Consider the following 25,831-nt stretch of genomic DNA (forward strand, 5'->3'; position numbering starts at 1 on the left):
ATGATCCATATCCCCAAAGCGGAATACACCCGCCGCCGCAAGGCGCTCATGGCGCAGATGGAACCCAACAGCATCGCGATCCTGCCGGCCGCCGCCGTGGCCATCCGCAATCGCGATGTCGAGCACGTTTACCGCCAGGACAGCGACTTCCAGTACCTGAGCGGTTTCCCCGAACCGGAAGCTGTGATCGTGCTGATGCCCGGTCGCCAGCATGGCGAGTACGTGCTGTTCTGCCGCGAACGCAATGCCGAGCGTGAACTGTGGGACGGCCTGCGTGCCGGTACCGAAGGCGCAATCCGTGAGTTTGGCGCCGACGATGCCTTCCCCATCACCGATATCGACGACATCCTGCCCGGACTGATCGAAGGCCGTGACCGGGTGTATTCGGCCATGGGCAGCAACGCTGAATTTGACCGGCACGTGATGGAGTGGATCAATGTGATCCGCTCTAAAGCGCACCTCGGCGCCCAGCCCCCGAACGAATTTGTTGCCTTGGATCATCTGCTCCACGACATGCGCCTGTATAAATCGGCGGCAGAAGTGAGGGTGATGCGCGAGGCCGCGCGGATTTCCTGCGCTGCCCACGTCAAGGCGATGCAGGCCAGCCGCGCTGGGTTGCATGAGTTCAGCCTGGAAGCCGAGCTGGATTACGAATTCCGCAAAGGCGGCGCGAAGATGCCGGCTTACGGCTCCATCGTCGCCGCCGGGCGCAACAGCTGCATCCTGCATTACCAGCAGAATGACGCGCTGCTCAAGGATGGGGACCTGGTGCTGATCGACGCCGGTTGCGAGATCGACTGCTACGCCAGCGACATTACCCGCACCTGGCCGGTCAACGGAAAGTTTTCACCTGAGCAAAAAGCGATCTACGAGATTGTGCTGGCCTCCCAGGAAGCCGCCTTTGCCGAGATCGCGCCGAATAAACATTGGAACCAGGCCCATGAGGCGACCGTGCAGGTCATCACCGCTGGGCTGGTTAAGTTGGGACTGCTGCAAGGTGACGTTGACGAGCTGATCGCCAGCGAAGCCTATAAACCTTTCTATATGCACCGCGCCGGCCATTGGCTGGGCATGGATGTGCACGATGTGGGCGAGTACAAGGTGGGCGGTGAATGGCGGGTGCTGGAAGTCGGCATGGCGTTGACCGTGGAGCCGGGGATCTATATTTCGCCGGACAACCAGAACGTGGCGAAGAAATGGCGTGGCATTGGCGTACGCATCGAGGACGACGTGGTAGTGACCAAGCAAGGCTGTGAAATCCTGACCGGCGGCGTTCCCAAGACCGTCGTCGAGATCGAAGCGCTGATGGCGGCCTCCCGATGAGCCGGGTCAATCTTGCGATTATCGGCGGTGGCCTGGTGGGCGCCAGCCTGGCGCTGGCGTTGCAGGCCGGGGCCAAGGCGCGGGGCTGGAAGATCATGCTGATCGAACCCTTCGCTCCGGGCGACAGCTACCAGCCAAGCTACGATGCACGATCGTCGGCGCTGTCGTTTGGCGCGCGCCAGATTTATCAGCGGCTGGGTATCTGGCAGGAGGTTTCCCGCCGAGCCGAGCCGATCAAGCAGATTCACGTGTCGGACCGTGGGCGTTTCTCCACCGCACGTTTGTCCGCCATGGAGGAGGGCGTGCCAGCACTCGGCTACGTAGTGGAAAACGCCTGGCTCGGCCAATGCCTGTGGCAAGGCCTGGACAAAGACGTGGTCAGTTGGCGCTGCCCGGCGGAAGTCACCCGCATGGAGCCGCTGCCCGACGGCTATCGCCTGACGCTCAACGATGAAACCGTGTTGGAATGCGACCTCGCCGTGCTCGCCGATGGCGGCCGATCCGGCTTGCGCGAGCAATTGGGCATTGGCGTGAAGACCCGTCCGTACAACCAGAGTGCGCTGATTGCCAACATCACTCCCAGCGAAGCCCATAACGGCGAAGCCTTCGAGCGCTTCACCGACGAAGGCCCGATGGCCTTGCTGCCGCTGCCAGACAACCGCTGCGCGCTGGTGTGGACACGCATCGGTATGGACGCCCAGCGCCTGGCCGCCCTCGACGAACGCAGTTTCCTCAGCGAATTACAGAGCGTGTTCGGCTACCGTCTGGGCACCTTGAAGCAAGTTGGCGCGCGCCATTTGTATCCGCTGACCCTGGTGGAAGCCGAAGAGCAGGTACGTTCCCACCTGGTGATCCTTGGCAACGCCGCCCACAGCCTGCACCCAATTGCAGGGCAGGGCTTCAACCTTTCCCTGCGCGATGCGAGTGCCTTGGCCGAGGCCCTGCTAGCCGGGCCAGCGGTGCCCGGTGACCTGGCGACGTTACAGGCGTACCGCGAGCGCCAGCGTATGGACCAGAAGTTGACTGTCGGTTTCTCCGATCAGGTCACGCGCCTGTTTGGCAGTGCACAACCGCTGGTAGCGCTGGGCCGCAATATGGGTCTGCTGGGCCTGGATTTGTTGCCGCCGGCCAAACGCTGGTTCGCCCGTCAGGCCATGGGCTTGGGGACGCGTCCCGATGCGTAAGTGGCTGGTGGCGCGGTTGGGCAAGGCGCGCTTGCTGCGTTGGATCATGACCCTGTACCCGCCATACCTGGGCGCTGGCGTCAGCGTGCAGCATATGAGCGCGGATTTTCGTCACGTCAAAGTGCGCATGGGGCTGGGTTGGTACAACCGTAATTACGTCGGCACGCAGTTCGGCGGTAGCCTGTATTCGATGGTCGACCCGTTCTACATGCTGATGCTGATGGAAAATCTGGGCCGCGACTACATCGTCTGGGACAAGGCCGCGAGCATCGACTTTATCTCGCCGGGCAAAGGCCCGGTGTACGCCGAATTTTTCATCGACGAGGCCTTGCTTGACGAGGTGCGCCGACAGACCGAAGGCGGCGAGAAATACCTGCCTCACCTCACGGTCCAGATTCATGACGGCTCCGGCACCCTGGTGGCGCGGGTCGACAAAACCCTTTACGTGCGGCGCAAGCCGCAAGCGAGACAGGCTTAAACCATGGACATGCGCGCAGATGTGCTGATTGTCGGGGCCGGAATGGTCGGAAGCGCGCTGGCGCTGGCGTTGCAGGGCAGTGGCCTGCAAGTGCTGCTGCTCGATGGCAGCCCGCTGAGCGTCAAACCGTTCGACCGTGACGCGGCCTTCGAACCCCGCGTGAGCGCCTTATCGGCCGCCAGCCAGCGCATCCTGGAGCGCTTGGGCGTGTGGGACGGCATTGTGTCGCGCCGGGCCAGCCCTTACGGCGAGATGCAGGTGTGGGACGGCAGCGGCACTGGGCAGATCCACTTTTCGGCGGCCAGCGTGCACGCCGAGGTGCTCGGGCATATCGTCGAAAACCGTGTGGTGCAGGATGCTTTGCTTGATCGCCTGCACGACTGCGACTTGGGCCTGCTGGCCAACGCGCGGTTGGAGCAGATGCGCCGCTCCGGCGATGACTGGCTGCTGACCCTGGCCGATGGCCGCACCTTGCGCGCGCCGTTGGTGGTCGCCGCCGATGGCGCCAACTCCGCCGTGCGTCGCCTGACCGGCACCGCCACCCGTGAATGGGATTACTTGCATAACGCCATCGTCACCAGCGTACGTAGCAGTCAGCCGCACCAGCGTACGGCGTGGCAACGCTTTACCGACACCGGCCCGTTGGCGTTTTTGCCGTTGGTACGCGATGGGCAGGAAGATTGGTGTTCGATCGTATGGTCCACCACACCGGCTGAGTCCGAGCGCCTGATGGCCTTGGATGATGAGAGTTTTTGCCGTGAGCTGGAGCGCGCCTTTGAAGGGCGGCTTGGCACTGTGGTCAGTGCTGATCCACGGGTTTGCGTACCGTTGCGCCAGCGTCACGCCAAACGCTACGTGGCCGAGGGCCTGGCGTTGATCGGCGATGCGGCTCATGTGATCCACCCGTTGGCCGGGCAGGGCGTCAACCTGGGTTTCCTTGATGCTGCGGTGCTGGCCGAAGTGTTGCTGTCGGCTACTGAACGCGGCGAGCGTCTGGCGGATGTGAAAGTGCTGAGCCGTTACGAACGTCGTCGGATGCCCCACAACTTGGCGCTGATGGCCGCAATGGAAGGTTTTGAGCGGTTGTTCCAGGCCGATCAACTTCCGTTACGTTGGTTGCGTAACGCCGGGCTGAAGATGGTCGACCAGATGCCCGAAGCCAAAGCGGTATTTGTGCGCCAGGCCTTGGGCTTGACGGGCGATCTGCCAACACTCGCGAAACCCTGAGGCATCTGTGCAACATCTGGTAACGCCTCCACCGAGCGTTACCAAATGTGAGTCCCTATCATTTGCGCTCACTTTGCAAATGAGAGACCGCACCCATGTTGGCACCCAAGCGCCTACTGACTGCCCTGGCACTCACCCTGATCGGCAGCACGACTGTGCAGGCAGCCGACGAAGTGGTGGTCTACTCCTCGCGCATCGACGAACTGATCAAACCCGTGTTCGATGCCTACACCAAAAAGACTGGCGTCCAGGTGAAGTTCATCACCGACAAGGAAGCCCCGCTGATGCAGCGCATCAAGGCCGAGGGCGAAAACGCTACCGCCGACCTGTTGCTCACCGTGGATGCCGGCAACCTCTGGCAGGCCGAGCAAATGGGCATCCTGCAACCCTTCACCTCGCCCGTGATCGACAAGAACATTCCTCTGCAATACCGCTCATCCGCCCACGCTTGGACTGGCTTGAGCCTGCGTGCGCGGACCATCGCCTATTCCACTGACCGGGTAAAACCGGGTGATTTGACCACCTACGAAGCCCTGGCCGACAAACAGTGGGAAGGTCGTCTGTGCCTGCGCACGGCGAAAAAGGTCTACAACCAGTCGCTCACCGCGACCCTGATCGAAACCCACGGCGCGGCCAAGACCGAAGAAATCGTCAAGGGCTGGGTGAATAACCTCTCTACTGACGTGTTCTCTGATGACATCGCCGTGCTGGAGGCGATCAACGCCGGGCAGTGCGACGTGGGTATCGTCAACACCTACTACTACGGCCGCCTGCACAAGCAGAAGCCGGACCTGGCTGTGAAGCTGTTCTGGCCGAACCAGGGCGACCGTGGTGTGCATGTGAACCTGTCGGGTATCGGCTTGACCAAGCACGCGCCACACCCGGAAGCCGCCAAGGCTCTGGTGGAATGGATGACCACACCTGAAGCGCAGAAGATCTTTGCCGATGTGAATCAGGAGTTCCCGGCCAACCCGGCTGTACCGCCGTCGGCCGAAGTGGCGACCTGGGGCAAGTTCGTTGCGGACACCTTGCCGGTGGAAGTGGCGGGTAAGCGCCAGGCTGAAGCCATTCGCTTGATGGATCGCGCCGGCTGGAACTAAGTACAATTTGTAGGACGCCGCAGATCCAAATGTGGGAGGGGGCTTGCCCCCGATGGCGGAGGATCAGTCACCGATGAGTCGACTGACATTCCGACATCGGGGGCAAGCCCCCTTCCACATTGGGTTGTGGTGATTTCAAGATCTTCATTATCGAGAACCCACCTTTGGCCCACCCCGCCCAACGCCGCTGGTACCTGCCGGTTTTCACCGTCGCCGCCCTGGTGCTGCTGCCGCTGAGCGTGCTGTTGCTGTCCTGGCAAAGCATCGATGCGCAAATCTGGTCCCATCTGTGGGAAACCCAGATGCCCCGGCTGCTGGGCAATACCCTGACCCTTGTGGTTGGGGTGGGTTTGGGCGTGACCCTCTTGGGCGTAAGCCTGGCCTGGCTCACTAGCCTCTGCGAATTCCCCGGCCGGCGCTGGCTTGACTGGGCGTTGATGCTCCCCTTCGCCATCCCCGCCTACGTGCTTGCCTTCGTCTTTGTTGGCCTGCTGGATTTCGCAGGCCCAGTGCAGACCCTGCTGCGAGAGTGGTTCGGCACCGGTCTGCGCCTGCCTCGCGTGCGTTCCACCAGTGGCGTGATCATCGTGTTGGTGCTGGTGTTCTACCCCTACGTCTACCTGCTGGCGCGCACTGCATTCCTGGCCCAGGGCAAAGGCCTGATGGAAGCCGCGCGAGTGTTGGGGCAATCGCCGTGGCAAGCGTTCTGGCGCGTGGCGCTACCCATGGCGCGGCCGGCGATTGGCGCCGGGGTCGCCCTGGCGTTGATGGAAACCCTGGCGGATTTCGGTGCGGTCTCGGTGTTCAACTTCGATACCTTTACCACCGCGATCTATAAAACCTGGTACGGCTTTTTCAGTCTTTCCAGCGCAGCCCAACTGGCCAGCCTGTTATTGCTGGTGGTGATGCTGGTGCTGTACGGCGAACGGCGTGCCCGTGGCGCGAGCCGTCCCAGCAATGAGCGGCCTCGGGGCAAGGCGCTCTACCACCTGCGTGGGTTCAAAGCGTTAGCCGCCAGTGCCTGGTGTGGGCTGGTGTTTGCGTGCGCCTTTGTCATTCCGGTGCTGCAGTTGATCGTCTGGTTCTGGCAGCGCGGCCGGTTCGACCTGGATGAGCGGTATTCGGGCCTGATCGTCCATACCCTCTATCTCGGTGGTATCGCGGCATTGATCACGGTCAGCGTGGCGCTGGTACTTGCCTTCGCCAACCGCCTGTCGCCGACCCGGGCGATTCGCTCCGGTATCAGCCTGGCCAATGTTGGCTATGCATTGCCGGGTTCGGTGCTGGCGGTGTCGATCATGTTGGCGTTCAGTTATCTGGACCGCGAACTGGTGGTGCCGCTGTCCGGCTGGCTCGGTGGTGCGGGCAAACCGCTGTTGCTGGGCAGCCTGTCGGCGCTGGTGCTGGCGTATCTGGTGCGTTTTCTAGCGGTGGCCTACGGGCCGTTGGAAAATAGCCTGGCGCGCATCCGGCCTTCGTTGCCGGAAGCGGCGCGTAGTTTGGGCGTGAGTGGGCCGCGACTGTTTTGCAAAGTGTATCTTCCGCTGTTGCTACCCGGCACCCTCAGTGCAGCGCTGCTGGTGTTCGTGGATGTGCTCAAGGAAATGCCCGCAACCTTGCTGATGCGCCCGTTCGGCTGGGACACCCTGGCGGTGCGGATCTTTGAAATGACCAGCGAGGGCGAGTGGGCACGGGCTTCGCTGCCGGCACTGACACTGGTACTGGTGGGCCTGCTGCCGGTGATCGGGCTGATCCGACGCTCTGCCCGACCAATCGGTTAGGTGTCAGTCCTACGGCTTGAGGCTACAATGCGCGGCATTCGGTGCGCTCCGCCTTTCGGATCGGGTCGTTGTACGTGGCTGCAGCCCTTGTAATTCAAGGTCTTCAGCACGAACAGCAACGCTGCGCACCTTCGCCAAGCCCGGAAGGAGAAACCCATGGGACAGCGTACGCCTCTGTATGACCTGCATCTCGCCCTCGGCGCGAAAATGGTCGATTTTGGCGGTTGGGATATGCCTTTGCATTACGGCTCGCAAGTTGAAGAGCACCATCAGGTGCGACGCGACTGCGGGGTGTTCGATGTATCTCATATGACCGTGATCGATATCAGCGGCCCCCAGGCCAAGGAATGGCTCCAGCACCTGCTGGCCAATGATGTCGAACGTTTGCATGGCTGTGGCCGTGCGTTGTACAGCGCCATGCTCAACGAGCAGGGCGGCGTGGTGGACGACATGATTGTCTACCGCACTGATGCCGGGTACCGGTTGGTGGTCAACGCCGCCACTCGTGACCAGGACATCGCCTGGATGCAGGCGCAACTCGGCAGCTATCAAGTGCAACTGCACGAGCGGCCCGAGTTGGCCATGCTCGCCATTCAAGGCCCCCATGCTCGGCAGAAGATCGCCGAGTTGGTCACCCAGTCTCGCGGCACCCTGATCCACCAGCTCAAGCCATTTGAAGGCGAGGCCGACGGCGATTGGTTTATCGCCCGCACGGGTTACACCGGCGAAGACGGCCTGGAAATTGTGTTGCCTGCCGATCAGGCACCGGGATTTTTCAACGATCTGGTGGGTGCAGGCATCTCACCTATTGGCCTCGGCGCGCGGGACACCCTGCGCCTGGAAGCCGGCATGAACCTGTACGGCCAGGATATCCACCAGAACGTTTCGCCCCTGGCGGCCAACATGGCGTGGAGTATTGCCTGGGAACCAGCCGAGCGCGATTTCATCGGGCGTGCGGCGCTGGAAGCAGAGCTGGCCGCCGGTGTGCAGTTCAAACTGGTCGGGCTGGTACTGGAAGAACGTGGGGTTTTACGCGCTCATCAGGTAGTTCGCATCGCCAATGTTGGCGAAGGTGAGATCACCAGTGGTAGTTTCTCTCCTACGCTGAGCAAATCCATTGCCTTGGCGCGTGTACCGACGGCAACTGCCGACCGGGCCGAAGTGGAAATCCGCGGCAAGTGGTACCCGGTTCGAGTGGTCAAACCGACCTTCGTGCGCCATGGCAAAACCTTGATCTAACTATTTCCGGCAGGCCGATGGCCGCTGACACTACTTCTGAGGACACAGACTATGAGCAATATCCCGGCCGACCTGCGTTTTGCCGAGAGTCATGAATGGGCCCGTCTGGAAGCTGACGGTACCGTGACCGTCGGGATCTCCGACCACGCCCAGGAAGCGTTGGGTGATGTGGTGTTTGTTGAGTTGGCCGAAGTCGGCGCCCAGTTTGGCGCGACTGATCAGGCAGGTGTGGTGGAGTCGGTCAAGGCCGCTTCGGATATCTACGCCCCGGTTGCAGGCGAAGTGATTGCAGTCAACGAGGAACTGAGTGGTAGCCCCGAGTTGCTGAACTCCAACCCGTATGGCGCCTGGATCTTCAAGCTCAAGCCAAGCAACCCGGCTGACCTGGAAAAACTGCTGGATGCTGCTGGTTACAAAGCCGCCATCGGCGAGTAACACCGCACATAACCCTATAGGGGCCGGCAAACCGGCCCCTATAGGGTTAGCGTTTGAGCACCGCTTTCACTGCCGCCACCGACCGCTCCACATCCGCCTCAGTCATCGCCGTGAACATCGGCAATGAAACAATCAAGCGCCCAACCTTTTCCGCCACCGGGAACATGCCTTCCTTGAAACCCTGTGCCCGATAAAGGCTTAGCAGGTGGATCGGTGGGTAGTGATAACCAATGCCCACGCCATGAGCCTGCATCTGTTCCATGAACGTTGCGCGGGCCGGCAGGCCGTCCTGACGTTCCGGCAGCACTAGCTGGAACAGGTGCCAGTTGCTGTTTTCGAAGTCGGCGGGTGGCAGTTGTGCGCCGTACTTCTCTTCAAAGTCACTGCCGAAACACTTGAAGTAGTGCCTCGCCAGGTTCTGGCGGTGGGCGGTGATTTTCTCGATATGGGCAAACTGCCCCAGGCCAATGGCCGCAGCGATATCGGTCATATTGAACTTGCCACCCAGCACATCAACATCCAGGCCGTCGAAGCCGGTACGGGTGACGCCCTGCAGGCGGTATTTTTCTGCCAGGCGTGCCTCTTCGGCGCTATTCAAAACCAGGCAACCACCCTCGGACGAGGTGATGTTCTTGTTGGCCTGGAAGCTGAACGAAACGAAGTCCCCGGTGGCGCCAATGCGTTCGCCATCCCAACTGGAGCCAAGGGCCTGAGCCGCGTCTTCGACGATGCGCAGTTTGTACTTGTTGGCCAGCGCGTAAAGCATTGGCATATCCAACGGCAGCCCGGCCAGGTAAACGGGGATGATGGCCTTGGTGCGCGGTGTGATCGCGGCTTCCACCTGGGACAGGTCGATATTGCGGGTGATTGGGTCGATATCGGCGAACACAGGTGTTGCGCCGACTTCCAGTATTACGTTGGCCGTTGCCACCCAGGAAATCGGTGTGGTGATGACTTCATCCCCAGGCCCGATACCGGCGATGCGCAAGGCAATCTCCATGGTGCAGGTGCCCGAGTTGAAGGTGCGAACGTGGCGGCCGCCAAAGTATTCCGACAGCTGCGCCTCGAACGCCTGCACCTTCGGCCCGCTGGTGATCCAGCCCGAACGCAATACATCGTCCACCGCCGAGATGGTGGCTTCATCGATGGTGGGTTTGGAGAACGGCAGAAAGGGCAGTTGGCTCATAACGACGAATGCATCCGTTTCAGGTTGGCGATGAGTACGGGAGGTATCAGTGCCGGCATGGTTGCACGGCTTGACTGAATATAGCCTGTCACCTGTGAATGAATCGTCATGTTACGGGCAAAAAAAATGCCGCTTCAAAAGCGGCATTCTTCAGAGTGCGGAAATCACTCGGTGACGGCGTTTTTCGCGAGGATAGCGTTAGCCAGCTCCATATCCGTGGCCTGCAGGCCAGGATTATCGGCGCGGACTTTCTGCATGGCGGCTTCCAAGTATGGGCCACGGATGCCGCCGTCGCTGGCAACAAAGCTGCCTGCGTCGTCTTGTGCGGCAACGACCAGCTTGTGGTCCTTGAAGGTCAGGTACGTCGAGCCGGTGGTGGCGCCCGACGAGATGACATTGCGCCAGAAACTGTCGGCCATGGCTGAACCGACAGGAAGGGAAAGCACAGCAAGGGTAGCGACAGCATATTTGAGACGCATGGTGGGTGACTCCGGGTGGGTGATCTGTACCGTTTGATTGTAGTTAGCCCAACCGAGTTCCATCACTGACTAAACAGTTTCTACCTTCAAAATCACGCCATCCAGGCCAACCACCCGTACTTGAGCGCCTGCAGGGCTGTCAGGACCGGTCACCATCCATACGCCATCACCGACTTTTACCTTACCCCGACCGCCCGCAATCGCCTGATGCACTACAAATGTGCGGCCGATCAGCTCCGAGCCGCGCTCGTTGAGCCCCGGTTGGTCACTGGCCTTTGCGCTGCTTCGCTGGCGTTTCCACCAGTAGACCGCTGTCAATATCGACAACACGGCGAACAGCAGCAGTTGCCATTCCGGTCCCAGGGGCGGCACCAGGAACTTGATAACGCCTACGGCTGCTGCTGCGATACCCATCCATAGCAGGTAACCACCGGCGCCGAACACTTCAAGAATCAACAGCACTGTACCCAGCGCCAGCCAATCCCAGAATGAAAGATGCTGCAGGAAATCCCACATGGCGACCGCCTCAACCTTTCTTGTTATCGAACGTTGCCTTGACGATCTCGCCGATGCCGCCCACCGCACCGATCACCTGGCTGGCTTCAAGCGGCATCAGGATGACCTTGCTGTTGTTGGCCGAGGCAAGTTTGCCCAAGGCGTCGATGTATTTTTGCGCAACGAAGTAGTTGATGGCCTGCACGTTACCGGTGGCGATTGCCTCGGAGACCACCTGGGTTGCACGGGCTTCAGCCTCTGCTTGACGCTCACGGGCTTCAGACTCCAGGAATGCGGCTTGGCGTCCACCTTCAGCTTCAAGAATCTGTGCCTGCTTCTTGCCTTCGGCAGTCAGGATTGCCGATGCTCGCAGGCCTTCGGCCTCAAGGATTTGCGCACGCTTGATCCGCTCGGCTTTCATCTGGCCGGACATGGCGGCCATCAGGTCGGCGGGCGGGCTGATGTCTTTGATCTCGATACGGGTGATCTTGATGCCCCACGGAGCGGTGGCTTCATCCACGGTGCGCAGCAGTTTTTCGTTGATGCCGTCACGCTGGCTGAGCATGGCATCCAGCTCCATGGAGCCGAGCACGGTGCGGATATTGGTTTGCAGCAAATTGCGGATGGCGTGTTCGAGGTTGTTGACCTCGTAGGCGGCCTGGGCGGTATTGACCACCTGGAAAAAACACACGGCGTCGATCTGTACGGTGGCGTTGTCGGCGGTGATGACTTCCTGGGGTGGAATATCCAGCACGCTCTCCATCACGTTGATCTTGCGACCGATGCGATCCATGACCGGGATGATGATGTTCAGGCCAGGCTTGAGGGTGTTGGTATAACGGCCGAAACGCTCGACGGTCCACTGGTAGCCTTGAGGCACCACCTTGAAGCCCATGAATAATATGGCGGCGGCCAAGCCCACGAAAAGAAGCAGTACGGTTCCGATCTGCATAGCGATTCCCTATCTGATGGTGTCAGTTAAACGACGGTTGGCCGAGTGTAACGGTGTTGTCACAGATAAGAACGATTTCAGCGCGCCGTAACCAAAGGATTTGTTACCGAATCCCCAGGCGTTACTCGCAACACTTCGGCCATCGTGGTCAGCCCAGCTTGCGCCTTCCTCAATCCGGCCATGCGCAGGCTGCACATGCCTTGCGCAATAGCTGCCTGGCGTAAGGTCTGCACGTCGGCGCCCGGAGTGATCAGTGCTTTGATCGACTCATTCAACACCATGATTTCGTAGACCCCTGCGCGTCCCCGGTACCCGCTGTTCCGACATTCCGCACATCCGACGGCCTCGTGGACATCGCCCGTCGAGCGCTTGCAATGGGGGCACAGCACTCGTACCAGGCGTTGCGCCATAACACCCAACAAGGTGGCCTTGATCAAATAATGAGCGATGCCCAGTTCCTGCAAGCGGCTAATGGCGCTGGGCGCATCGTTGGTGTGCAGCGTCGAGAGGACCAAGTGCCCGGTCAGTGCGGCCTGGATAGCCATTTCTGCGGTTTCCTGGTCGCGAATCTCGCCGATCATGATGATGTCCGGATCTTGGCGCAGCAGAGCGCGGATGCCGCTGGCGAAGGTCAGGTCGATGTTGTGCTGCACCTGCATCTGGTTAAAGGCCGGCTCGACCATCTCGATCGGATCTTCCACCGTGCACAGGTTGACCTCCCGGGTCGCCAGTTGCTTGAGCGTGGTGTAAAGAGTGCTGGTCTTGCCTGAGCCGGTAGGACCGGTGACGAGGATGATGCCGTTGGTCTGGCGCGTCATCGCGTGCCAGCGGTGCTGGTCCTCGGTGGATAAACCCAACTGGTCAAAATCCTTGAGCAGCACCTGGGGGTCGAAAATCCGCATCACCAGTTTCTCGCCGAAGGCTGTGGGCAAGGTCGACAGACGCAACTCAACTTCTGCGCCCGTCGGGCTTTTGGTCTTGACCCGGCCATCCTGGGGCTTGCGCTTTTCTGCCACGTTCATCCGCCCCAGGCTTTTCAGGCGGCTGACCACCGCCATCGTCACCTGGGGTGGAAATTGATAGACGTCGTGCAGCAGCCCATCAATGCGAAAACGTACCCGGCCCTGCTCACTGCCAGGCTCGATATGAATATCGCTGGCCCGCTGTGCGAAGGCGTACTGCAACAGCCAGTCGACGATATTAACGATATGTGCGTCATTCGCGTCCGGCTCCTGGTCGCTGGCGCCAAGGTTCAGCAACTCGAAGTTACCCGGCACCGCGACCTTTTGATCGGCCCCGCTGACGGACTTCGCCAGCCGGTAAAACTCGCTGATACACCGCTGGATGTCCTGAGGGTTTGCAACCACTCGCTTGATCGAACGCTTGAGTACTTGCGCCAGTCCGGATTCCCAACTGCTGACGTGGGGCTGGGCGCTGGCGACGGTAACGGTATGCGCATCCACGGCCACGGCAAGAATGGCGTGGCGCTGGGCGAACGCGTGGGACATCAGTGGCACCACTGTTGCGACATCTATCTTCAACGGGTCGATACGCAGATAAGGTTGCCGGACACGCTGGGCAAGCCATTGGGTCAGGGTTTCCAGGGAAGGCCCATGGGCGGCGACGCGCTCCAACGGGTGTTGAGCGTTGTCGGGGTGCGCCGCCGATAACCGCTGCGCGGCGTCGGGAGTGATCAAACCTTCCTCCACCAAGGCCGGCAGCAACGCATGCAGTTCCAATCGCTGATCAACAGACATGAAGGTGTTCCTGGGTAGCCTTGGACGAAATTTCAGGCTAGCCAGCTCCCGAGTTTCATCCTCCCAGTGTGTGTTGCAGGTCTTTACTGAGCGGCTGCAACCACCGCTATAGGCCCCACGGAATCAACTGACCACATGTCCAGCGCGCACACGCTGATCAGGTTTCGAATCTTTTCACCGATGACTTGGGCCCGATGCCAGCTCAGGCCGTCGATCACGATATCGATGTTCAGCAGGTCGTCTTCCCGATTCACGGCGACGTGCCGAGGCGTCAGAAACTGCAACGCAAAATAGTTGAGTACTCGGCACAACACATCGGGCTCCGCCTCGGCGACGATCTGGTAGTGCGCCTGACAATGGGCGCTGGTGACAGCCCACGCATCGGCGCGCGCAGCAGGTTGGATGGTTTCGACGGCGTGCATGCTGACTCTCCAGATTCGATGGAAGGAATTTTTACATTCGCCAGCGGAGATTTCTTATCTAAGATGGGCATGTTTTGCTAAAAATCGAATAGACCAATTCGAGTTATATTCAATAATAGGTATTTCTATGCATAGCGAGTTAGACGCTTACGACCGTCGCATCCTGGCCCTGTTGCAGGAGGACGCTTCGCTTTCCAGTGCACAGATTGCCGAACAGGTGGGTTTGTCCCAGTCGCCATGCTGGCGACGAATCCAGCGGCTGAAGGAGGAAGGTGTGATCCGCGGGCAGGTGACGTTGTTGGATCGCAAGAAGATCGGCCTCAACACGCAGATTTTTGCCGAGGTCAAACTCAACGCCCACGGCCGATCCAACTTCACTGAGTTCACCGATGCGATTCGCGGCTTTCCGGAAGTGTTGGAGTGCTATGTGCTAATGGGGGCGGTGGATTTTCTGCTGCGCATCGTGACGTCGGACATCGAGGCGTACGAGCGGTTTTTCTTTGAGAAATTGTCGATGGTGCCGGGGATTCAGGAGGTGAATTCGATTGTGGCGTTGTCGGAAATCAAGTCCACCACTTCCCTGCCAGTCTAGCGCTGACAGCGGGGGCTTCATCGGGGGCAAGTCCCCCCCCACAGTTGAAACGCGTCAAAATGTGGGAGGGGATTGCCCCCCGATGGTGGTATTACAGACGCAGAAGAGTCTTCCAGGCACGGTTCTGATACACCGCAATCGCCTGATGCATACGCGCATCCAGCGATTCATCAGTGATCGGCTGGTTGGCCAATTGCGCCAACTTGTTCAGTTCGCCGTACAAACGGTCCAGCTCAGGAATATCCACCACGTTACGCGCATGGTGCAGCCAGGCCTGGATGCGTTCGATACGCGGCAGTTGCTCGGCCAGGTCTTCCGGTTGTTGCTGGTAGCGCGGCAGTTGCAGGGCGACGGCATCTTCGGCCAACAGGCGTGGCAGCCAGTTGGTGATTTGCGCAGCGCCCTGACGGTTGCCACGCACGTTGCGGTCGGCGGTCCAGGTGCGGGCGAGCAGCCATCGCGACAGGTTCAGTGAGAACAGGCCCCAACGCACGTCTTCCAACTCTTCGACGAATTGCTCCGGTGCGGCTTTGCGGATGTCTTCATCGTCGTCACCGGCTTGTACCAGTGGGCGCCAATCTTCCAGCAAGGCATCGAGTACGCTGCGCAGTTCGCTGGTGGATTGACGCGGTGCGGCCTGGCCGAGGCTGCCGATCAGGGCGCGCAATTCGCCGAGGTTGTCGACCCAGTCTTGCAGCAGGCGCCAGTGGCCATTGAAGCGATATTGTTCGGCCAGGCGTTGGCTGCTGCCCAACAGGTGCCACATGATCGCGGCAAAGGCGTCGTCCAACGGCATTTCGGCGTGGATCTGCGGCGCCGGCAGGCTCAGGGAGTAGCTGCTGGCGTCGTACAGGCGATAGCCGCGCTCGGCCTTGCTGATATCGCACGGCATCAGGGCAAGCGTCGCGGCCAGTTCAGCGGCCAGCTCCAGCAAGGCCGCTGGTTCGCCTTCGCGCAGTTCCAACTCCAGCTCGCAGATTTCTTCTTTCTGTTTGCCGACCACCACGTGGCCCAAGTCCAGGGCGGCTTCGATCACGACTTTGGCCTTACCGCGGCCCCAGGCGATTTCAGCGCGTTCACGCACGAAGTCGGTGGTGAAGATCGGCTTGAGGGTCTTCTTGTCCAGCTCGGCCAATTGCTCGGGCCAGCATTCGCCGTCGAGTTTCTTCACGTCGAGCTTGGCTTTGGGCAGGTCCCAGTTGTACTCATTGCGTTCCGACAAACCGGCGACGCTTTGGCCACGGGTCTTGAGGGTCTGGATAATGTCGTCACCGTCTTTGCGCAGGCGCAGGGCGACTTTTGCCTGGGCCAGGTCGCGCTCGGGGGTGTCAAAGTACTGGTTCATCAACTCACGGCGTTCCCAGCCACTTTTGTTGCGTTTTTTCAGTAACGGGTGCTCACGCAGCGCGGCGAGTGTTTCGCGGCTGACGCGTAGCTTGATTTCGGTTTCTTTCTGCATGGCCGGAAAATCCAGGATCGGGAGCGCAGCCGGGGAAAAGTGTGGCTGCCAAGGTCGTGCAGTGTACAGGACTGAGCCCGGCAACGTGCCGCAACGGTTTATTGTGTCGTGCAGATGGCTCTATAGTGGGGCTCATCCGGGAAGTTGAGAGACCGCGCATGCCGTTACCGTCCATGAAAGAGCAGTTTGCCGCCTTGATTGCCGCACCGTCGGTCAGTTGCACCCAAGCGTCTCTCGACCAGACCAACCGGTCCGTGATCGATTTGCTCGCCAGTTGGCTGGGTGATCTGGGTTTTGCCATCGACATCCAGCAAGTCAGCCCCGGCAAGTTCAACCTCTTGGCCAGCTTCGGCAGCGGCCCCGGTGGACTGGTGCTGGCCGGTCATAGCGACACCGTCCCTTATGACGCCGCCCTGTGGAAAACCGACCCGCTCAAGCTGACGGAAGTCGACGGCCGCTGGGTAGGATTGGGTAGTTGCGACATGAAGGGCTTTTTCGCCCTGGCCATCGAAGCCGTGCTGCCGCTGCTGGACCAACCGTTCAAGCAACCGCTACTGATCCTCGCCACCTGCGACGAAGAAAGCTCCATGTCCGGCGCCCGCGCGCTGGCCGAAGCCGGGCGCCCTCTGGGCCGTGCGGCGGTGATCGGCGAGCCCACCGGGCTCAAGCCGATCCGCCTGCACAAGGGCGTGATGATGGAGCGCATCGACATCCTTGGGCGCAGCGGCCATTCGTCGGATCCAAGCCTGGGCCACAGCGCCCTCGAAGCCATGCACGATGCCATCGGCGAGTTGCGTGGCCTGCGCCTGGCCTGGCAGCGCGAGTACCGCAACCCGCAATTCAGCGTACCGCAGCCGACCATGAACTTCGGCTGTATCCACGGCGGCGACAACCCGAACCGCATCTGCGGTCAGTGCTCCCTGGAGTTCGACCTGCGGCCCTTGCCGGGCATGGACCCACAGGTGTTGCGTGCAGCCATCCGGCAGAAGCTCGAACCCTTGGCCGAGCGGCATCAGGTCAAGATCGACTATGCGCCGCTGTTCCCCGAGGTGCCGCCGTTCGAACAATCGGAAGACGCCGAACTGGTGCGGGTTGCGGAACGATTGACCGGTCATCGTGCCGAAGCAGTAGCGTTCGGCACCGAAGCGCCTTATCTTCAGCGCCTTGGTTGTGAAACCCTTGTGCTTGGCCCTGGCGACATCGCCTGCGCCCACCAACCGGGTGAGTACCTCGAAATGTCACGCTTGACGCCTACAGTGCGTCTATTGCGGGAACTGATCGACCATTACTGCCTGAAACCTGCATAAATTAACCCCAGCCTATTCGTACATAGAAGGAGAGCGAGCGTGTCGCCAAGCCTGTTCCGACGATAACCATCAGCCCGCTGTGCGTTTTCACGATTCATCCTTTTTTGGCTGCTTTTTATTACAGGCCCAGGTGTTATGCCCGAATACGTCAATTGGCTTCGTCACGCTTCGCCCTACATCAACGCCCACCGCGACTGCACCTTTGTAGTCATGCTGCCTGGCGACGGTGTGGACCATCCCAACTTCGGCAATATCGTCCACGACCTGGTGCTGCTGCACAGCCTGGGCGTGCGGCTGGTGCTGGTTCATGGCTCGCGCCCACAGATCGAAGCGCGCCTTGAAGCGCGCGGCCTGATCCCGGCTTATCACGAGGGTATGCGTATCACCGACGCGCCGACGCTGGAATGCGTTATCGACGCCGTCGGCCACCTGCGTATCGCTATTGAAGCGCGCTTGTCGATGGACATGGCCTCGTCGCCGATGCAGGGCTCGCGCCTGCGCGTGGCCAGCGGCAATCTCGTGACCGCGCGCCCGATCGGAGTGCTGGAAGGCGTGGACTATCACCACACCGGCGAAGTGCGTCGGGTCGACCGCAAAGGTATTAATCGCCTGCTGGACGAGCGCTCCATCGTGCTGCTGTCGCCATTGGGTTACTCGCCTACCGGTGAAATCTTCAACCTGGCCTGCGAAGACGTCGCCACCCGCGCCGCCATCGACCTGGGAGCCGACAAACTGTTGCTGTTCGGCGCCGACCTCGGCCTGATCGATGAAAATGGCCGGTTGGTGCGCGAACTGCGTCCGCAACAAGTACCGGCTCACCTGCAACGCCTGGGCAGTAGCAACTACCAGGCCGAACTGCTCGATGCCGCGGCCGAGGCTTGCCGGGGCGGGGTAGGGCGCAGCCATATCGTCAGCTACGCCGAAGATGGCGCGCTGCTCACCGAACTGTTTACACGCGATGGCGGCGGCACGCTGGTGGCCCAGGAGCAATTCGAACTGGTGCGCGAAGCGGCGATCGAAGACGTCGGTGGTTTGCTTGATCTGATCAGCCCGCTGGAAGAGCAGGGCATCCTGGTACGCCGTTCGCGGGAAGTGCTGGAGCGTGAAATCGAACAGTTCAGCGTGGTCGAGCGCGAAGGCATGATCATCGCCTGTGCGGCGCTTTATCAGATTGCCGATTCGGATGCGGGTGAGCTGGCGTGCCTGGCGGTGAACCCGGAGTATCGCCATGGCGGTCGTGGTGATGAGTTACTCGAGCGCATCGAAACACGCGCCCGTGCCCAAGGCTTGAAGACCTTGTTCGTCCTCACCACTCGCACCGCGCACTGGTTCCGTGAGCGTGGTTTTGTACCGAGTACTGTGGACCGACTGCCGTCGGCGCGGGCGTCGCTGTACAACTATCAGCGTAATTCGAAGATTTTCGAAAAGGCGCTGTAAACCCGATCTTCAAAGCGCTGGAGATCCAAATGTGGGAGGGCGCTTGTTCCCGATAGCGGTGTATCAGTCAGAGAGATGTCGACTGATACACCGCCATCGGGAGCAAGCCCCCTCCCACGTTTTTTACCGAGTTTAGTCTTTGATGAATTTGTCGGTCACAAAGCCCGAATAGTCCGGTAGCACCGTCTCAACCTTCCCCTGCTCCTTCAAGAATTTCGCTGTCTCCCCAATCGCCTTCGCCGTGCCGCCTTTGAGCAGCGCATCGGTTTGCTGCGCTTGGGCATCCGGGAATGTGGTGCCTGCCAGCAGCTCGGGAATGTCCGCGGCATTAGAGCCTGTCAATTTGGCGATTTTCTGCACCGGCTCCGAGTCCACCGTCCAGCTGTCTTTATGGGCGGCATAATCGGCGAACGAGTCCAGGGTCACCTTGGCAAACTTGGCCACTGCCTCAGGATGTTTCTCCGCAAAATCCTTGCGCGCCACCCAGACTTCAAACGTCGGAGCACCCCACTGGCCCACCTGGGCCGCGTCAGTCAGGGTTTTGCCGGTCTTGCGGATTTCTCCCAGCGCAGGCGACCACACGAAGGCTCCATCGATATCCCCACGTTTCCACGCAGCGGCAATTTCAGCCGGTTGCAGGTTGACCACTTTGACTTGCTTAGTGTCCAGACCCCAGTGCTTCAAGGCGCCGAGCAGGCTGTAATGAGACGTCGAGACAAAGGGCGTCGCGATCGTCTTGCCGATCAAGTCTTCGGGTTTATCGATGCCGCTGCCGTTGCGAACTACCAGGGCTTCAGAACTATTGATCTGCGCCGATACGATGAACGCGACGATGGGTAGATTGCGCGAGGCAGCAGCTGCCAGTGGGCTGGACCCGAGGTTGCCGATTTGCACATCGCCGGAGGCGATGGCCGTTACGACTTCCGGACCACTGTTGAAGCGGCGCCAGGCAATCTTCTCGCCAATGGCCTTTTCATAGGCACCATCGGCCTGTGGGACCTTGCTGGGATCGATGCCGGTTTGGTAGCCGATGGTCAAATCGGCGGCTTGGACAGCAAAAGAAACTATTAGTGACACAAAAACTGTAACAAATTGACGGGAGGATATGCGTTTGGCCATGATGGCGTCGCCTTTTTGATCGTGGGTGACGTATGCAGCAGAGTCGTCACACTAATCGATCTAAAAAAGCGCTAATAAATACCCTTTAGGAATTAGCTTATGGAGCGGGTGGTCTATTCTGACCGGTCCTTTTCATGCAAAGGCTTATTCCCAGATCGTATGAAAAAGAATGAAATAATTCTTTTTGGGTGTATGAAAAACTCATTACCCTGCAGGGACCAAATCAACTGCGATTAGACGAAGGTAGTAGACACACAAGGTTACGATTGACTTGTCAGTCACTATCCGGTGGTAATCGCGCATCTGTGGATCGAGGGCGTCAGACCCGAGACCAAAGAAATACAAAAATTAGAAATGAGAGGAGCGGTACATGAAGAAGTCCACCTTGGCTTTGGCTGTAGCTTTGGGCGCGATCGCCCAGCAAGCAGGCGCTGCCGGTTTCATCGAAGACAGCAAGGCCACACTGGGTCTGCGTAACTTCTACATCAACACTGATAACCGTGACGACGCTACCAAAGCAGCCGGCGCGCAGAACAAGTCGGAAGAGTGGGGCCAGGCTTTCGACCTGCGCTTCATCTCCGGCTACACCCAAGGCACCGTAGGCTTTGGTCTTGACGCTATCGGCCTGCTGGGCGTGCGTCTGGATTCGGGCGGCGGCACCAACGGCGCCACTGCTCCGTCGACTGGCAACGCTGGCTCTTACGGCGGCACGGTTTTCCCGAGCAAGTCCAATGGCGAAGCCGTTGATAACTACTCCAGCCTGGGCCTGACTGCCAAAGCCAAGATCTCCCAGACCGAATTGAAGCTGGGCACGCTGCAGCCAAAGCTGCCGATTCTGGTGACCAACGATGGTCGTCTGCTGCCGCAAACCTTCCAGGGTGGCCAGATTACTACCAACGATATCAAGGACTTCACGCTGGTAGCGGGTCAGATCGAAAAGGCCAAGGGTCGTAACTCCAGCAACGTTGAAAACCTGTCCATCGCAGGTGCCAACGGTCGTACTGCTGCGGGTCGCGACAGCAACAAGTTCATCTACGCCGGTGGCGACTACAAGATCACCAAAGACCTGACTGCCCAGTACTACTACGGCAATCTGGACCAGTTCTACAAGCAACACTTCCTGGGCCTGCTGCACAACTGGGCTATCGGTCCTGGCGTGTTGAAAACCGACTTGCGCTACTTCAATAGCCGCTCTGACGGTAACAACAGCAACGACGCCAACTACTTCACCAGCGGTGACTACGGTACTAACGCCGCCGGCGCTAATATCGTCAAAGGTAAAGTCGACAACAACCTGTACAGCGGCTTGTTTCTGTACACCGTTGAAGGTCACACCTTCGGTGGCGGTTACCAGGCCAGCAACGGCAACAGTGACTTCCCGTTCCTGAACCAGGGCGATGGTGCGTCGGCTTATCTGACCACTGACTCGCAGATTGCCAAGTTTGCCCGTGCTGGCGAACGTACCTGGCAAGCTCGCTACGCGTATGACTTCGCCAAGATTGGCGTACCTGGCTTGACCGCTGGTGTGGTTTACCTGCGTGGCGACAATATCGATACCCGTGGCCGAGTGGGTGTTGCTCAGGTCCAGACAAACTCCAACGGCGCGAGCGAGTGGGAACGTGACATCACTGTTGCCTACGTCGTGCCACAAGGTCCGCTGAAGAACGTTGGCGTAGCCTGGAAAAACGCCATGTGGCGCAACGACATTGCCGGCCAGCGCGATCAGGACGAAAACCGCCTGATCGTCAGCTACTCGCTGCCACTGTTCTAGTAGCTTGAAGCTGTTGTAAGACTGTAAAAACCTTGCCCGGCGCAACGCCGGGCAAGGTGTCTTGCTTTTCAAGTCGGGCTCAACCCCCGCAAGCCCTTCCTGAACCCTCTTTGTACAGCGTCTCAAGGCCTTCTCGAACCTTGGAAACGATGGTGCCTTTCACCGTTTCCGGCGTCCAATGAACACATTTTTAATATTCCTTTATCGTCTAGATAAATCGATATTTATTCTTTTTAAATAATCTCTAATCCATGCACAGTGGGCTCCATAAGCACTCACCAGGAGCCACACCATGAGCCTAAGACTGGGCGATATCGCCCCCGACTTCGAACAGGATTCCAGCGCCGGCAAGATTCGTTTCCACGAATGGTTGGGCGATAGCTGGGGTGTGTTGTTTTCCCATCCGGCGGACTTCACCCCGGTGTGCACCACCGAGCTTGGTTTTACCGCCAAGCTCAAGGACGAATTCGCCCAGCGCGGCGTCAAAGCCATCGCCCTGTCGGTCGACCCGGTGGATTCGCACCACAAGTGGATCGAAGACATCAACGAAACCCAGAACACTATCGTCAACTTCCCGATCCTCGCCGACGCCGACCGCAAGGTTTCGGACCTTTACGACCTGATCCATCCAAACGCCAATGACACCCTCACGGTGCGCTCTCTGTTCGTGATCGACCCGAACAAAAAGATTCGCCTGACCATCACTTATCCGGCCAGTACGGGTCGCAACTTCCACGAAATCCTGCGGGTAATCGACTCGCTGCAACTGACCGACAACTACAAAGTCGCCACTCCTGCCAACTGGCAGGACGGTGATGAAGTGGTGATCGTGCCGTCGCTCAAGGATGAGGAAGAGATCAAGAAGCGCTTTCCGAAGGGTTATCGGGCGGTGAAGCCGTATCTGCGGCTTACTCCACAGCCCAATCGTTAGCACATAACTGTGTGGGAGGGGCTCGCCCTCGATTTCGGTGGATCAGCCAATTCGTTGGTCACTGACACACCGTAATCGGGAGCAAGCCACCACATTTTGACTGCATTTCAAGTTGCAAACCGAATCACATAGCAGGGGTTTTCAGGCCGTTTTTACGGCCTTTTTTTTCGCCTGGCGGTTTACGAACTACATATGCATTTAAAGAATAAACAAATGAAAAAATAAGATTTATAGATATATAAATCTGCTGATAAGGTCTGTCACATATTGGCGCCATCGCCGCACAGCGAACCGCCGGCACTTGCTCAAGGAATTCCTGCATGTTGGTCGTAACACTTGGAGGCAGTCCCAGCCAGCGTTCCCGATCCGGGGTCTTGCTGGAAAAAACCCGTCAATGGTTGCAAGACAAAGGCGTTGAAGTGGTGAGTTATCAGGTACGGGACTTCCCGGCCGAAGACTTGCTGCACGCGCGCTTCGATAGCCCCAAGGTCATCGACTTGCTGCAACAGGTGGCTAATGCAGATGGCCTGGTGATCGCCACGCCGGTGTACAAGGCTTCGTTCTCGGGTGCGCTGAAAACCGTACTCGACCTGCTGCCCGAACGCGCCCTGGCCCACAAGATCGTATTGCCGATGGCAACCGGCGGCAGCATCGCCCATATGTTGGCGGTGGACTACGCGCTCAAGCCAGTGTTGTCGGCGTTGAAAGCCCAGGAATTGCTCCACGGCATTTTTGCCGAAGATAGCCAGATTGCTTACGCCGAAGGCAGCGCCCAGGCGCAACTGGTGCCGGTGCTTGAACACCGTTTGCATGAGGCTTTGGAAACGCTCTACAGCGCCATGGCCCGCCGCCCTAAACCGCTGGACCCCCATGTGTTGAATGACCGTTTGTTGACTGCTCGCTGGAGCATCTGAGCCTCACCCTTTAAGAAACACTCACCTTACTCAGCCGCTAACGGCCAAGCAGGTGCAGCCAAAACTCTAATCGCATATTTGGAGAGAGCGCCATGAGCACTGTCATCTTGCGTCGTGGTCTGGTCGCACTGTTTGCTGCGGCTGTGTCCTTCGGCGCCATCGTTCAAGCTCAAGCCGCCGAGACACTGCGGATCGGCTATCAGAAATACGGCACGCTGGTGCTGCTCAAAGCCAAAGGCACCCTGGAAAAGCGCCTGGCCGCCCAGGGCGTGCAGGTGCAATGGACCGAGTTTCCCGGTGGTCCGCAACTGCTTGAAGGCCTGAACGTGGGCTCCATCGACTTCGGCGTGACCGGCGAAACCCCGCCGGTGTTCGCCCAGGCCGCCGGTGCCGATCTTCTCTACGTGGCCTACGAGCCGCCAGCGCCCACCAGTGAAGCGATCCTGGTACCGAAAGATTCGACGATCAAATCGGTGGCCGAGCTCAAGGGCAAGAAAATCGTGCTCAACAAAGGCTCCAACGTGCACTACCTGCTGGTACGTGCCCTGGAAGACGCCGGCCTCAAATACACCGATGTACAAACCGTGTTCCTGCCGCCCGCCGATGCCCGCGCCGCGTTCGAGCGTGGCAGCGTAGACGCCTGGGTGATCTGGGACCCGTACCAAGCTGCCGCCGAGAAACAATTGCAAGCCCGCACCCTGCGTGACGGCACCGGCATCGCCGACAACCATCAGTTCTACCTGGCGACCAAGCCCTACGCTGAGCAGCACCCTGAAGTCGTCAAGGCACTGATTGAAGAAGTGCGCGCCGTGGGCGAGTGGTCCAAGGCCAACCCCCAGGAAGTGACTGAACAAGTCGCGCCACTGCTCGGCCTGCCGGCGGATATCACCCTGACCTCGGTGAAACGCCAAGGCTACGGCGCGCTGTTCCTGACCCCGGAAGTGGTCGCCGCCCAGCAAAAGATCGCCGACAGCTTCTACCAACTCAAATTGATCCCCAAACCCTTGAGCATCAAGGACGTGATCTGGACGCCACCCGCCGCTGTGGCCAAAGCGCCGTAATTCGACTTCTTCAGGAGACAACTCCATGAGCCTCAATATTTTCTGGTTCCTGCCTACCCACGGCGACGGCCATTACCTTGGCACCGCCGAAGGCGCTCGCGCCGTTGATCACGGTTACCTGCAGCAAGTGGCCCAGGCCGCTGACCGCTTGGGATTCGGCGGGGTGCTGATCCCCACTGGTCGCTCCTGCGAAGACTCGTGGCTGGTGGCCGCCTCGCTGATCCCGGTGACCCAGCGTTTGAAATTCCTTGTCGCGTTGCGCCCCGGGATCATTTCCCCGACGGTGGCGGCGCGTCAGGCCGCGACCTTGGATCGACTGTCCGGCGGCCGTGCGTTATTCAACCTGGTGACCGGTGGTGACCCGGAAGAGCTGGCCGGTGATGGCTTGTTCCTCAGTCACGAAGAGCGCTACCAGGCTTCGGTGGAATTCACCCGCATCTGGCGCCGCGTGCTGGAAGGCGAAACCGTGGATTACGACGGCGAGCACATCAGCGTCAAAGGCGCCAAGTTGCTCTACCCGCCGATCCAGCAACCGCGTCCGCCGCTGTACTTTGGCGGTTCCTCCGAAGCGGCCCAGGACCTGGCAGCCGAACAGGTGGAGATGGTGCTGACCTGGGGCGAGCCACCGGCCGCAGTCGCCGAGAAAATCGAACAGGTACGGGCCAAGGCCGCGAAACTCGGGCGCACCGTGCGCTTCGGCATACGCCTGCATGTGATCGTGCGCGAAACCAACGATGAGGCCTGGAAAGCCGCCGACAAACTGATCTCGCACTTGGACGACGACACCATCGCCCGTGCCCAGGCTTCCTTGGCGCGCTTCGATTCCGTCGGCCAGCAGCGCATGGCTGCCTTGCATGGCGGCAACCGCGACAACCTCGAAGTCAGCCCCAACCTGTGGGCCGGTGTCGGCCTGGTGCGTGGCGGTGCGGGCACCGCGCTGGTGGGCGATGGCCCAACCGTTGCGGCGCGGGTCAAGGAGTACGCTGCGCTTGGCATCGACACCTTTATCTTCTCCGGTTATCCGCACCTGGAAGAGTCGTATCGGGTGGCTGAACTGCTGTTTCCGCACTTGGACATCGAACGTCCCGAACTGCCGAAAAGCGCCGGTTACGTCAGCCCGTTCGGTGAAATGGTCGCCAACGACATCCTTCCCAAAGCTGCGTCACAGAGCTGAGGCGGCGT

The 25,831-nt window shown here is 59.7% G+C and carries 25 protein-coding genes; 16 read left to right on the forward strand and 9 right to left on the reverse strand.

The window, feature by feature from the left end; genetic code table 11:
* The 8 genes from pepP (at position 1) to gcvH (ending at position 8,767) form a co-directional block, all read left to right on the forward strand.
* Complete coding sequence (pepP, locus tag ACKZ62_RS00675) at positions 1-1,323, forward strand: Xaa-Pro aminopeptidase (RefSeq protein ID WP_032884285.1); 1,323 nt, start codon at positions 1-3, stop codon at positions 1,321-1,323.
* Positions 1,320-2,507 (forward strand): 2-octaprenyl-6-methoxyphenyl hydroxylase, encoded by a 1,188-nt coding sequence (gene ubiH, locus ACKZ62_RS00680; RefSeq protein ID WP_099601730.1) that lies wholly within the window; start codon positions 1,320-1,322, stop codon positions 2,505-2,507. Before pepP ends, ubiH begins: the two co-directional genes overlap by 4 nt.
* Positions 2,500-2,985 (forward strand): DUF4442 domain-containing protein, encoded by a 486-nt coding sequence (locus ACKZ62_RS00685; RefSeq protein ID WP_032884283.1) that lies wholly within the window; start codon positions 2,500-2,502, stop codon positions 2,983-2,985. The genes ubiH and ACKZ62_RS00685 overlap by 8 nt, the downstream gene beginning before the upstream one ends.
* A gap of 9 nt (positions 2,986-2,994) precedes the next feature.
* Complete coding sequence (locus ACKZ62_RS00690; protein ID WP_163033280.1) at positions 2,995-4,212, forward strand: 2-octaprenyl-3-methyl-6-methoxy-1,4-benzoquinol hydroxylase; 1,218 nt, start codon at positions 2,995-2,997, stop codon at positions 4,210-4,212.
* Positions 4,213-4,307: 95 nt separating this feature from the next.
* A complete protein-coding gene (locus tag ACKZ62_RS00695; protein WP_032884279.1) occupies positions 4,308-5,312 on the forward strand; it encodes an extracellular solute-binding protein in 1,005 nt (334 codons plus the stop codon).
* A gap of 164 nt (positions 5,313-5,476) precedes the next feature.
* Positions 5,477-7,093, forward strand: coding sequence for an ABC transporter permease (locus tag ACKZ62_RS00700; RefSeq protein ID WP_095185318.1), 1,617 nt, complete (start codon positions 5,477-5,479; stop codon positions 7,091-7,093).
* Between the two features lie 156 nt (positions 7,094-7,249).
* Positions 7,250-8,332 (forward strand): glycine cleavage system aminomethyltransferase GcvT, encoded by a 1,083-nt coding sequence (gene gcvT / locus ACKZ62_RS00705; RefSeq protein WP_032884277.1) that lies wholly within the window; start codon positions 7,250-7,252, stop codon positions 8,330-8,332.
* Positions 8,333-8,383: 51 nt separating this feature from the next.
* Complete coding sequence (gene gcvH / locus ACKZ62_RS00710) at positions 8,384-8,767, forward strand: glycine cleavage system protein GcvH (protein WP_032884276.1); 384 nt, start codon at positions 8,384-8,386, stop codon at positions 8,765-8,767.
* Between the two features lie 46 nt (positions 8,768-8,813).
* Here the strand turns inward: gcvH and ACKZ62_RS00715 are convergent, their stop codons facing one another.
* The 6 genes from ACKZ62_RS00715 to ACKZ62_RS00740 all read right to left on the reverse strand — a co-directional run bounded on the left by ACKZ62_RS00715 (position 8,814) and on the right by ACKZ62_RS00740 (position 14,058).
* Positions 8,814-9,953, reverse strand: a complete 1,140-nt coding sequence (locus tag ACKZ62_RS00715; RefSeq protein ID WP_447096215.1) for a DegT/DnrJ/EryC1/StrS family aminotransferase — start codon at positions 9,951-9,953, stop codon at positions 8,814-8,816.
* A 164-nt stretch (positions 9,954-10,117) separates the two neighbouring features.
* Positions 10,118-10,432, reverse strand: a complete 315-nt coding sequence (locus ACKZ62_RS00720; protein WP_003176799.1) for a DUF2388 domain-containing protein — start codon at positions 10,430-10,432, stop codon at positions 10,118-10,120.
* A gap of 69 nt (positions 10,433-10,501) precedes the next feature.
* Positions 10,502-10,948, reverse strand: a complete 447-nt coding sequence (locus tag ACKZ62_RS00725) for an NfeD family protein (protein ID WP_095185168.1) — start codon at positions 10,946-10,948, stop codon at positions 10,502-10,504.
* Between the two features lie 10 nt (positions 10,949-10,958).
* Positions 10,959-11,879 (reverse strand): SPFH domain-containing protein, encoded by a 921-nt coding sequence (locus ACKZ62_RS00730; RefSeq protein ID WP_032884271.1) that lies wholly within the window; start codon positions 11,877-11,879, stop codon positions 10,959-10,961.
* A 77-nt stretch (positions 11,880-11,956) separates the two neighbouring features.
* Positions 11,957-13,636: a GspE/PulE family protein gene (locus tag ACKZ62_RS00735; protein WP_447096216.1), complete on the reverse strand. Its 1,680-nt coding sequence runs from the start codon at positions 13,634-13,636 to the stop codon at positions 11,957-11,959.
* Between the two features lie 83 nt (positions 13,637-13,719).
* Positions 13,720-14,058 carry an ACT-like domain-containing protein gene (locus ACKZ62_RS00740; RefSeq protein WP_447096217.1) on the reverse strand — a complete coding sequence of 113 codons (339 nt, stop codon included), beginning with the start codon at positions 14,056-14,058 and terminating at the stop codon, positions 13,720-13,722.
* A 127-nt stretch (positions 14,059-14,185) separates the two neighbouring features.
* Between ACKZ62_RS00740 and ACKZ62_RS00745 the strand changes: the two genes are divergently transcribed.
* Positions 14,186-14,650 carry an Lrp/AsnC family transcriptional regulator gene (locus tag ACKZ62_RS00745; protein WP_032884266.1) on the forward strand — a complete coding sequence of 155 codons (465 nt, stop codon included), beginning with the start codon at positions 14,186-14,188 and terminating at the stop codon, positions 14,648-14,650.
* A 91-nt stretch (positions 14,651-14,741) separates the two neighbouring features.
* On the opposite strand, the gene ACKZ62_RS00750 is transcribed toward ACKZ62_RS00745, so the two are convergent.
* On the reverse strand, positions 14,742-16,109 hold the full coding sequence (locus ACKZ62_RS00750) for a CYTH domain-containing protein (RefSeq protein WP_032884264.1): 1,368 nt from the start codon (positions 16,107-16,109) through the stop codon (positions 14,742-14,744).
* A 158-nt stretch (positions 16,110-16,267) separates the two neighbouring features.
* Between ACKZ62_RS00750 and argE the strand changes: the two genes are divergently transcribed.
* Entirely contained in the window at positions 16,268-17,416 is a 1,149-nt protein-coding gene (gene argE, locus ACKZ62_RS00755) for an acetylornithine deacetylase (protein ID WP_447096218.1), read from the forward strand.
* Between the two features lie 135 nt (positions 17,417-17,551).
* A complete protein-coding gene (gene argA, locus ACKZ62_RS00760) occupies positions 17,552-18,853 on the forward strand; it encodes an amino-acid N-acetyltransferase (protein ID WP_032884260.1) in 1,302 nt (433 codons plus the stop codon).
* Positions 18,854-18,985: 132 nt separating this feature from the next.
* On the opposite strand, the gene tauA is transcribed toward argA, so the two are convergent.
* Entirely contained in the window at positions 18,986-19,972 is a 987-nt protein-coding gene (gene tauA / locus ACKZ62_RS00765; RefSeq protein WP_447096219.1) for a taurine ABC transporter substrate-binding protein, read from the reverse strand.
* Positions 19,973-20,342: 370 nt separating this feature from the next.
* On the opposite strand from tauA, the gene ACKZ62_RS00770 reads away from it, so the two are divergent.
* Complete coding sequence (locus tag ACKZ62_RS00770; RefSeq protein ID WP_447096220.1) at positions 20,343-21,743, forward strand: OprD family porin; 1,401 nt, start codon at positions 20,343-20,345, stop codon at positions 21,741-21,743.
* Between the two features lie 292 nt (positions 21,744-22,035).
* Positions 22,036-22,674 (forward strand): peroxiredoxin, encoded by a 639-nt coding sequence (locus ACKZ62_RS00775; protein ID WP_032884255.1) that lies wholly within the window; start codon positions 22,036-22,038, stop codon positions 22,672-22,674.
* A gap of 124 nt (positions 22,675-22,798) precedes the next feature.
* On the opposite strand, the gene ACKZ62_RS00780 is transcribed toward ACKZ62_RS00775, so the two are convergent.
* On the reverse strand, positions 22,799-22,996 hold the full coding sequence (locus ACKZ62_RS00780; protein ID WP_143521203.1) for a hypothetical protein: 198 nt from the start codon (positions 22,994-22,996) through the stop codon (positions 22,799-22,801).
* Between ACKZ62_RS00780 and ssuE the strand changes: the two genes are divergently transcribed.
* The 3 genes from ssuE (at position 22,995) to ssuD (ending at position 25,823) form a co-directional block, all read left to right on the forward strand.
* Positions 22,995-23,588, forward strand: coding sequence for an NADPH-dependent FMN reductase (ssuE, locus tag ACKZ62_RS00785; protein WP_032884253.1), 594 nt, complete (start codon positions 22,995-22,997; stop codon positions 23,586-23,588). The two genes, ACKZ62_RS00780 and ssuE, sit on opposite strands and share 2 nt — an antisense overlap.
* 92 nt (positions 23,589-23,680) lie before the next feature.
* Positions 23,681-24,649, forward strand: coding sequence for a sulfonate ABC transporter substrate-binding protein (locus ACKZ62_RS00790; protein ID WP_447096221.1), 969 nt, complete (start codon positions 23,681-23,683; stop codon positions 24,647-24,649).
* A gap of 25 nt (positions 24,650-24,674) precedes the next feature.
* Entirely contained in the window at positions 24,675-25,823 is a 1,149-nt protein-coding gene (gene ssuD, locus ACKZ62_RS00795; protein WP_003176786.1) for an FMNH2-dependent alkanesulfonate monooxygenase, read from the forward strand.
* Positions 25,824-25,831: the final 8 nt, after the last annotated feature.

This window comes from Pseudomonas sivasensis (assembly GCF_052938085.1).

What these genes read in the sequence shown, in the direction of transcription:
- pepP (WP_032884285.1), top strand. Translation starts at nt 1, where the DNA reads ATGATCCATATCCCCAAAGCGGAATACACCCGCCGCCGCAAGGCGCTC.
- ubiH (WP_099601730.1), top strand. Translation starts at nt 1,320, where the DNA reads ATGAGCCGGGTCAATCTTGCGATTATCGGCGGTGGCCTGGTGGGCGCC.
- ACKZ62_RS00685 (WP_032884283.1), top strand. Translation starts at nt 2,500, where the DNA reads ATGCGTAAGTGGCTGGTGGCGCGGTTGGGCAAGGCGCGCTTGCTGCGT.
- ACKZ62_RS00690 (WP_163033280.1), top strand. Translation starts at nt 2,995, where the DNA reads ATGCGCGCAGATGTGCTGATTGTCGGGGCCGGAATGGTCGGAAGCGCG.
- ACKZ62_RS00695 (WP_032884279.1), top strand. Translation starts at nt 4,308, where the DNA reads ATGTTGGCACCCAAGCGCCTACTGACTGCCCTGGCACTCACCCTGATC.
- gcvT (WP_032884277.1), top strand. Translation starts at nt 7,250, where the DNA reads ATGGGACAGCGTACGCCTCTGTATGACCTGCATCTCGCCCTCGGCGCG.
- gcvH (WP_032884276.1), top strand. Translation starts at nt 8,384, where the DNA reads ATGAGCAATATCCCGGCCGACCTGCGTTTTGCCGAGAGTCATGAATGG.
- ACKZ62_RS00715 (WP_447096215.1), bottom strand. Translation starts at nt 9,953, where the DNA reads ATGAGCCAACTGCCCTTTCTGCCGTTCTCCAAACCCACCATCGATGAA.
- ACKZ62_RS00720 (WP_003176799.1), bottom strand. Translation starts at nt 10,432, where the DNA reads ATGCGTCTCAAATATGCTGTCGCTACCCTTGCTGTGCTTTCCCTTCCT.
- ACKZ62_RS00725 (WP_095185168.1), bottom strand. Translation starts at nt 10,948, where the DNA reads ATGTGGGATTTCCTGCAGCATCTTTCATTCTGGGATTGGCTGGCGCTG.
- ACKZ62_RS00730 (WP_032884271.1), bottom strand. Translation starts at nt 11,879, where the DNA reads ATGCAGATCGGAACCGTACTGCTTCTTTTCGTGGGCTTGGCCGCCGCC.
- ACKZ62_RS00735 (WP_447096216.1), bottom strand. Translation starts at nt 13,636, where the DNA reads ATGTCTGTTGATCAGCGATTGGAACTGCATGCGTTGCTGCCGGCCTTG.
- ACKZ62_RS00740 (WP_447096217.1), bottom strand. Translation starts at nt 14,058, where the DNA reads ATGCACGCCGTCGAAACCATCCAACCTGCTGCGCGCGCCGATGCGTGG.
- ACKZ62_RS00745 (WP_032884266.1), top strand. Translation starts at nt 14,186, where the DNA reads ATGCATAGCGAGTTAGACGCTTACGACCGTCGCATCCTGGCCCTGTTG.
- ACKZ62_RS00750 (WP_032884264.1), bottom strand. Translation starts at nt 16,109, where the DNA reads ATGCAGAAAGAAACCGAAATCAAGCTACGCGTCAGCCGCGAAACACTC.
- argE (WP_447096218.1), top strand. Translation starts at nt 16,268, where the DNA reads ATGCCGTTACCGTCCATGAAAGAGCAGTTTGCCGCCTTGATTGCCGCA.
- argA (WP_032884260.1), top strand. Translation starts at nt 17,552, where the DNA reads ATGCCCGAATACGTCAATTGGCTTCGTCACGCTTCGCCCTACATCAAC.
- tauA (WP_447096219.1), bottom strand. Translation starts at nt 19,972, where the DNA reads ATGGCCAAACGCATATCCTCCCGTCAATTTGTTACAGTTTTTGTGTCA.
- ACKZ62_RS00770 (WP_447096220.1), top strand. Translation starts at nt 20,343, where the DNA reads ATGAAGAAGTCCACCTTGGCTTTGGCTGTAGCTTTGGGCGCGATCGCC.
- ACKZ62_RS00775 (WP_032884255.1), top strand. Translation starts at nt 22,036, where the DNA reads ATGAGCCTAAGACTGGGCGATATCGCCCCCGACTTCGAACAGGATTCC.
- ssuE (WP_032884253.1), top strand. Translation starts at nt 22,995, where the DNA reads ATGTTGGTCGTAACACTTGGAGGCAGTCCCAGCCAGCGTTCCCGATCC.
- ACKZ62_RS00780 (WP_143521203.1), bottom strand. Translation starts at nt 22,996, where the DNA reads ATGCAGGAATTCCTTGAGCAAGTGCCGGCGGTTCGCTGTGCGGCGATG.
- ACKZ62_RS00790 (WP_447096221.1), top strand. Translation starts at nt 23,681, where the DNA reads ATGAGCACTGTCATCTTGCGTCGTGGTCTGGTCGCACTGTTTGCTGCG.
- ssuD (WP_003176786.1), top strand. Translation starts at nt 24,675, where the DNA reads ATGAGCCTCAATATTTTCTGGTTCCTGCCTACCCACGGCGACGGCCAT.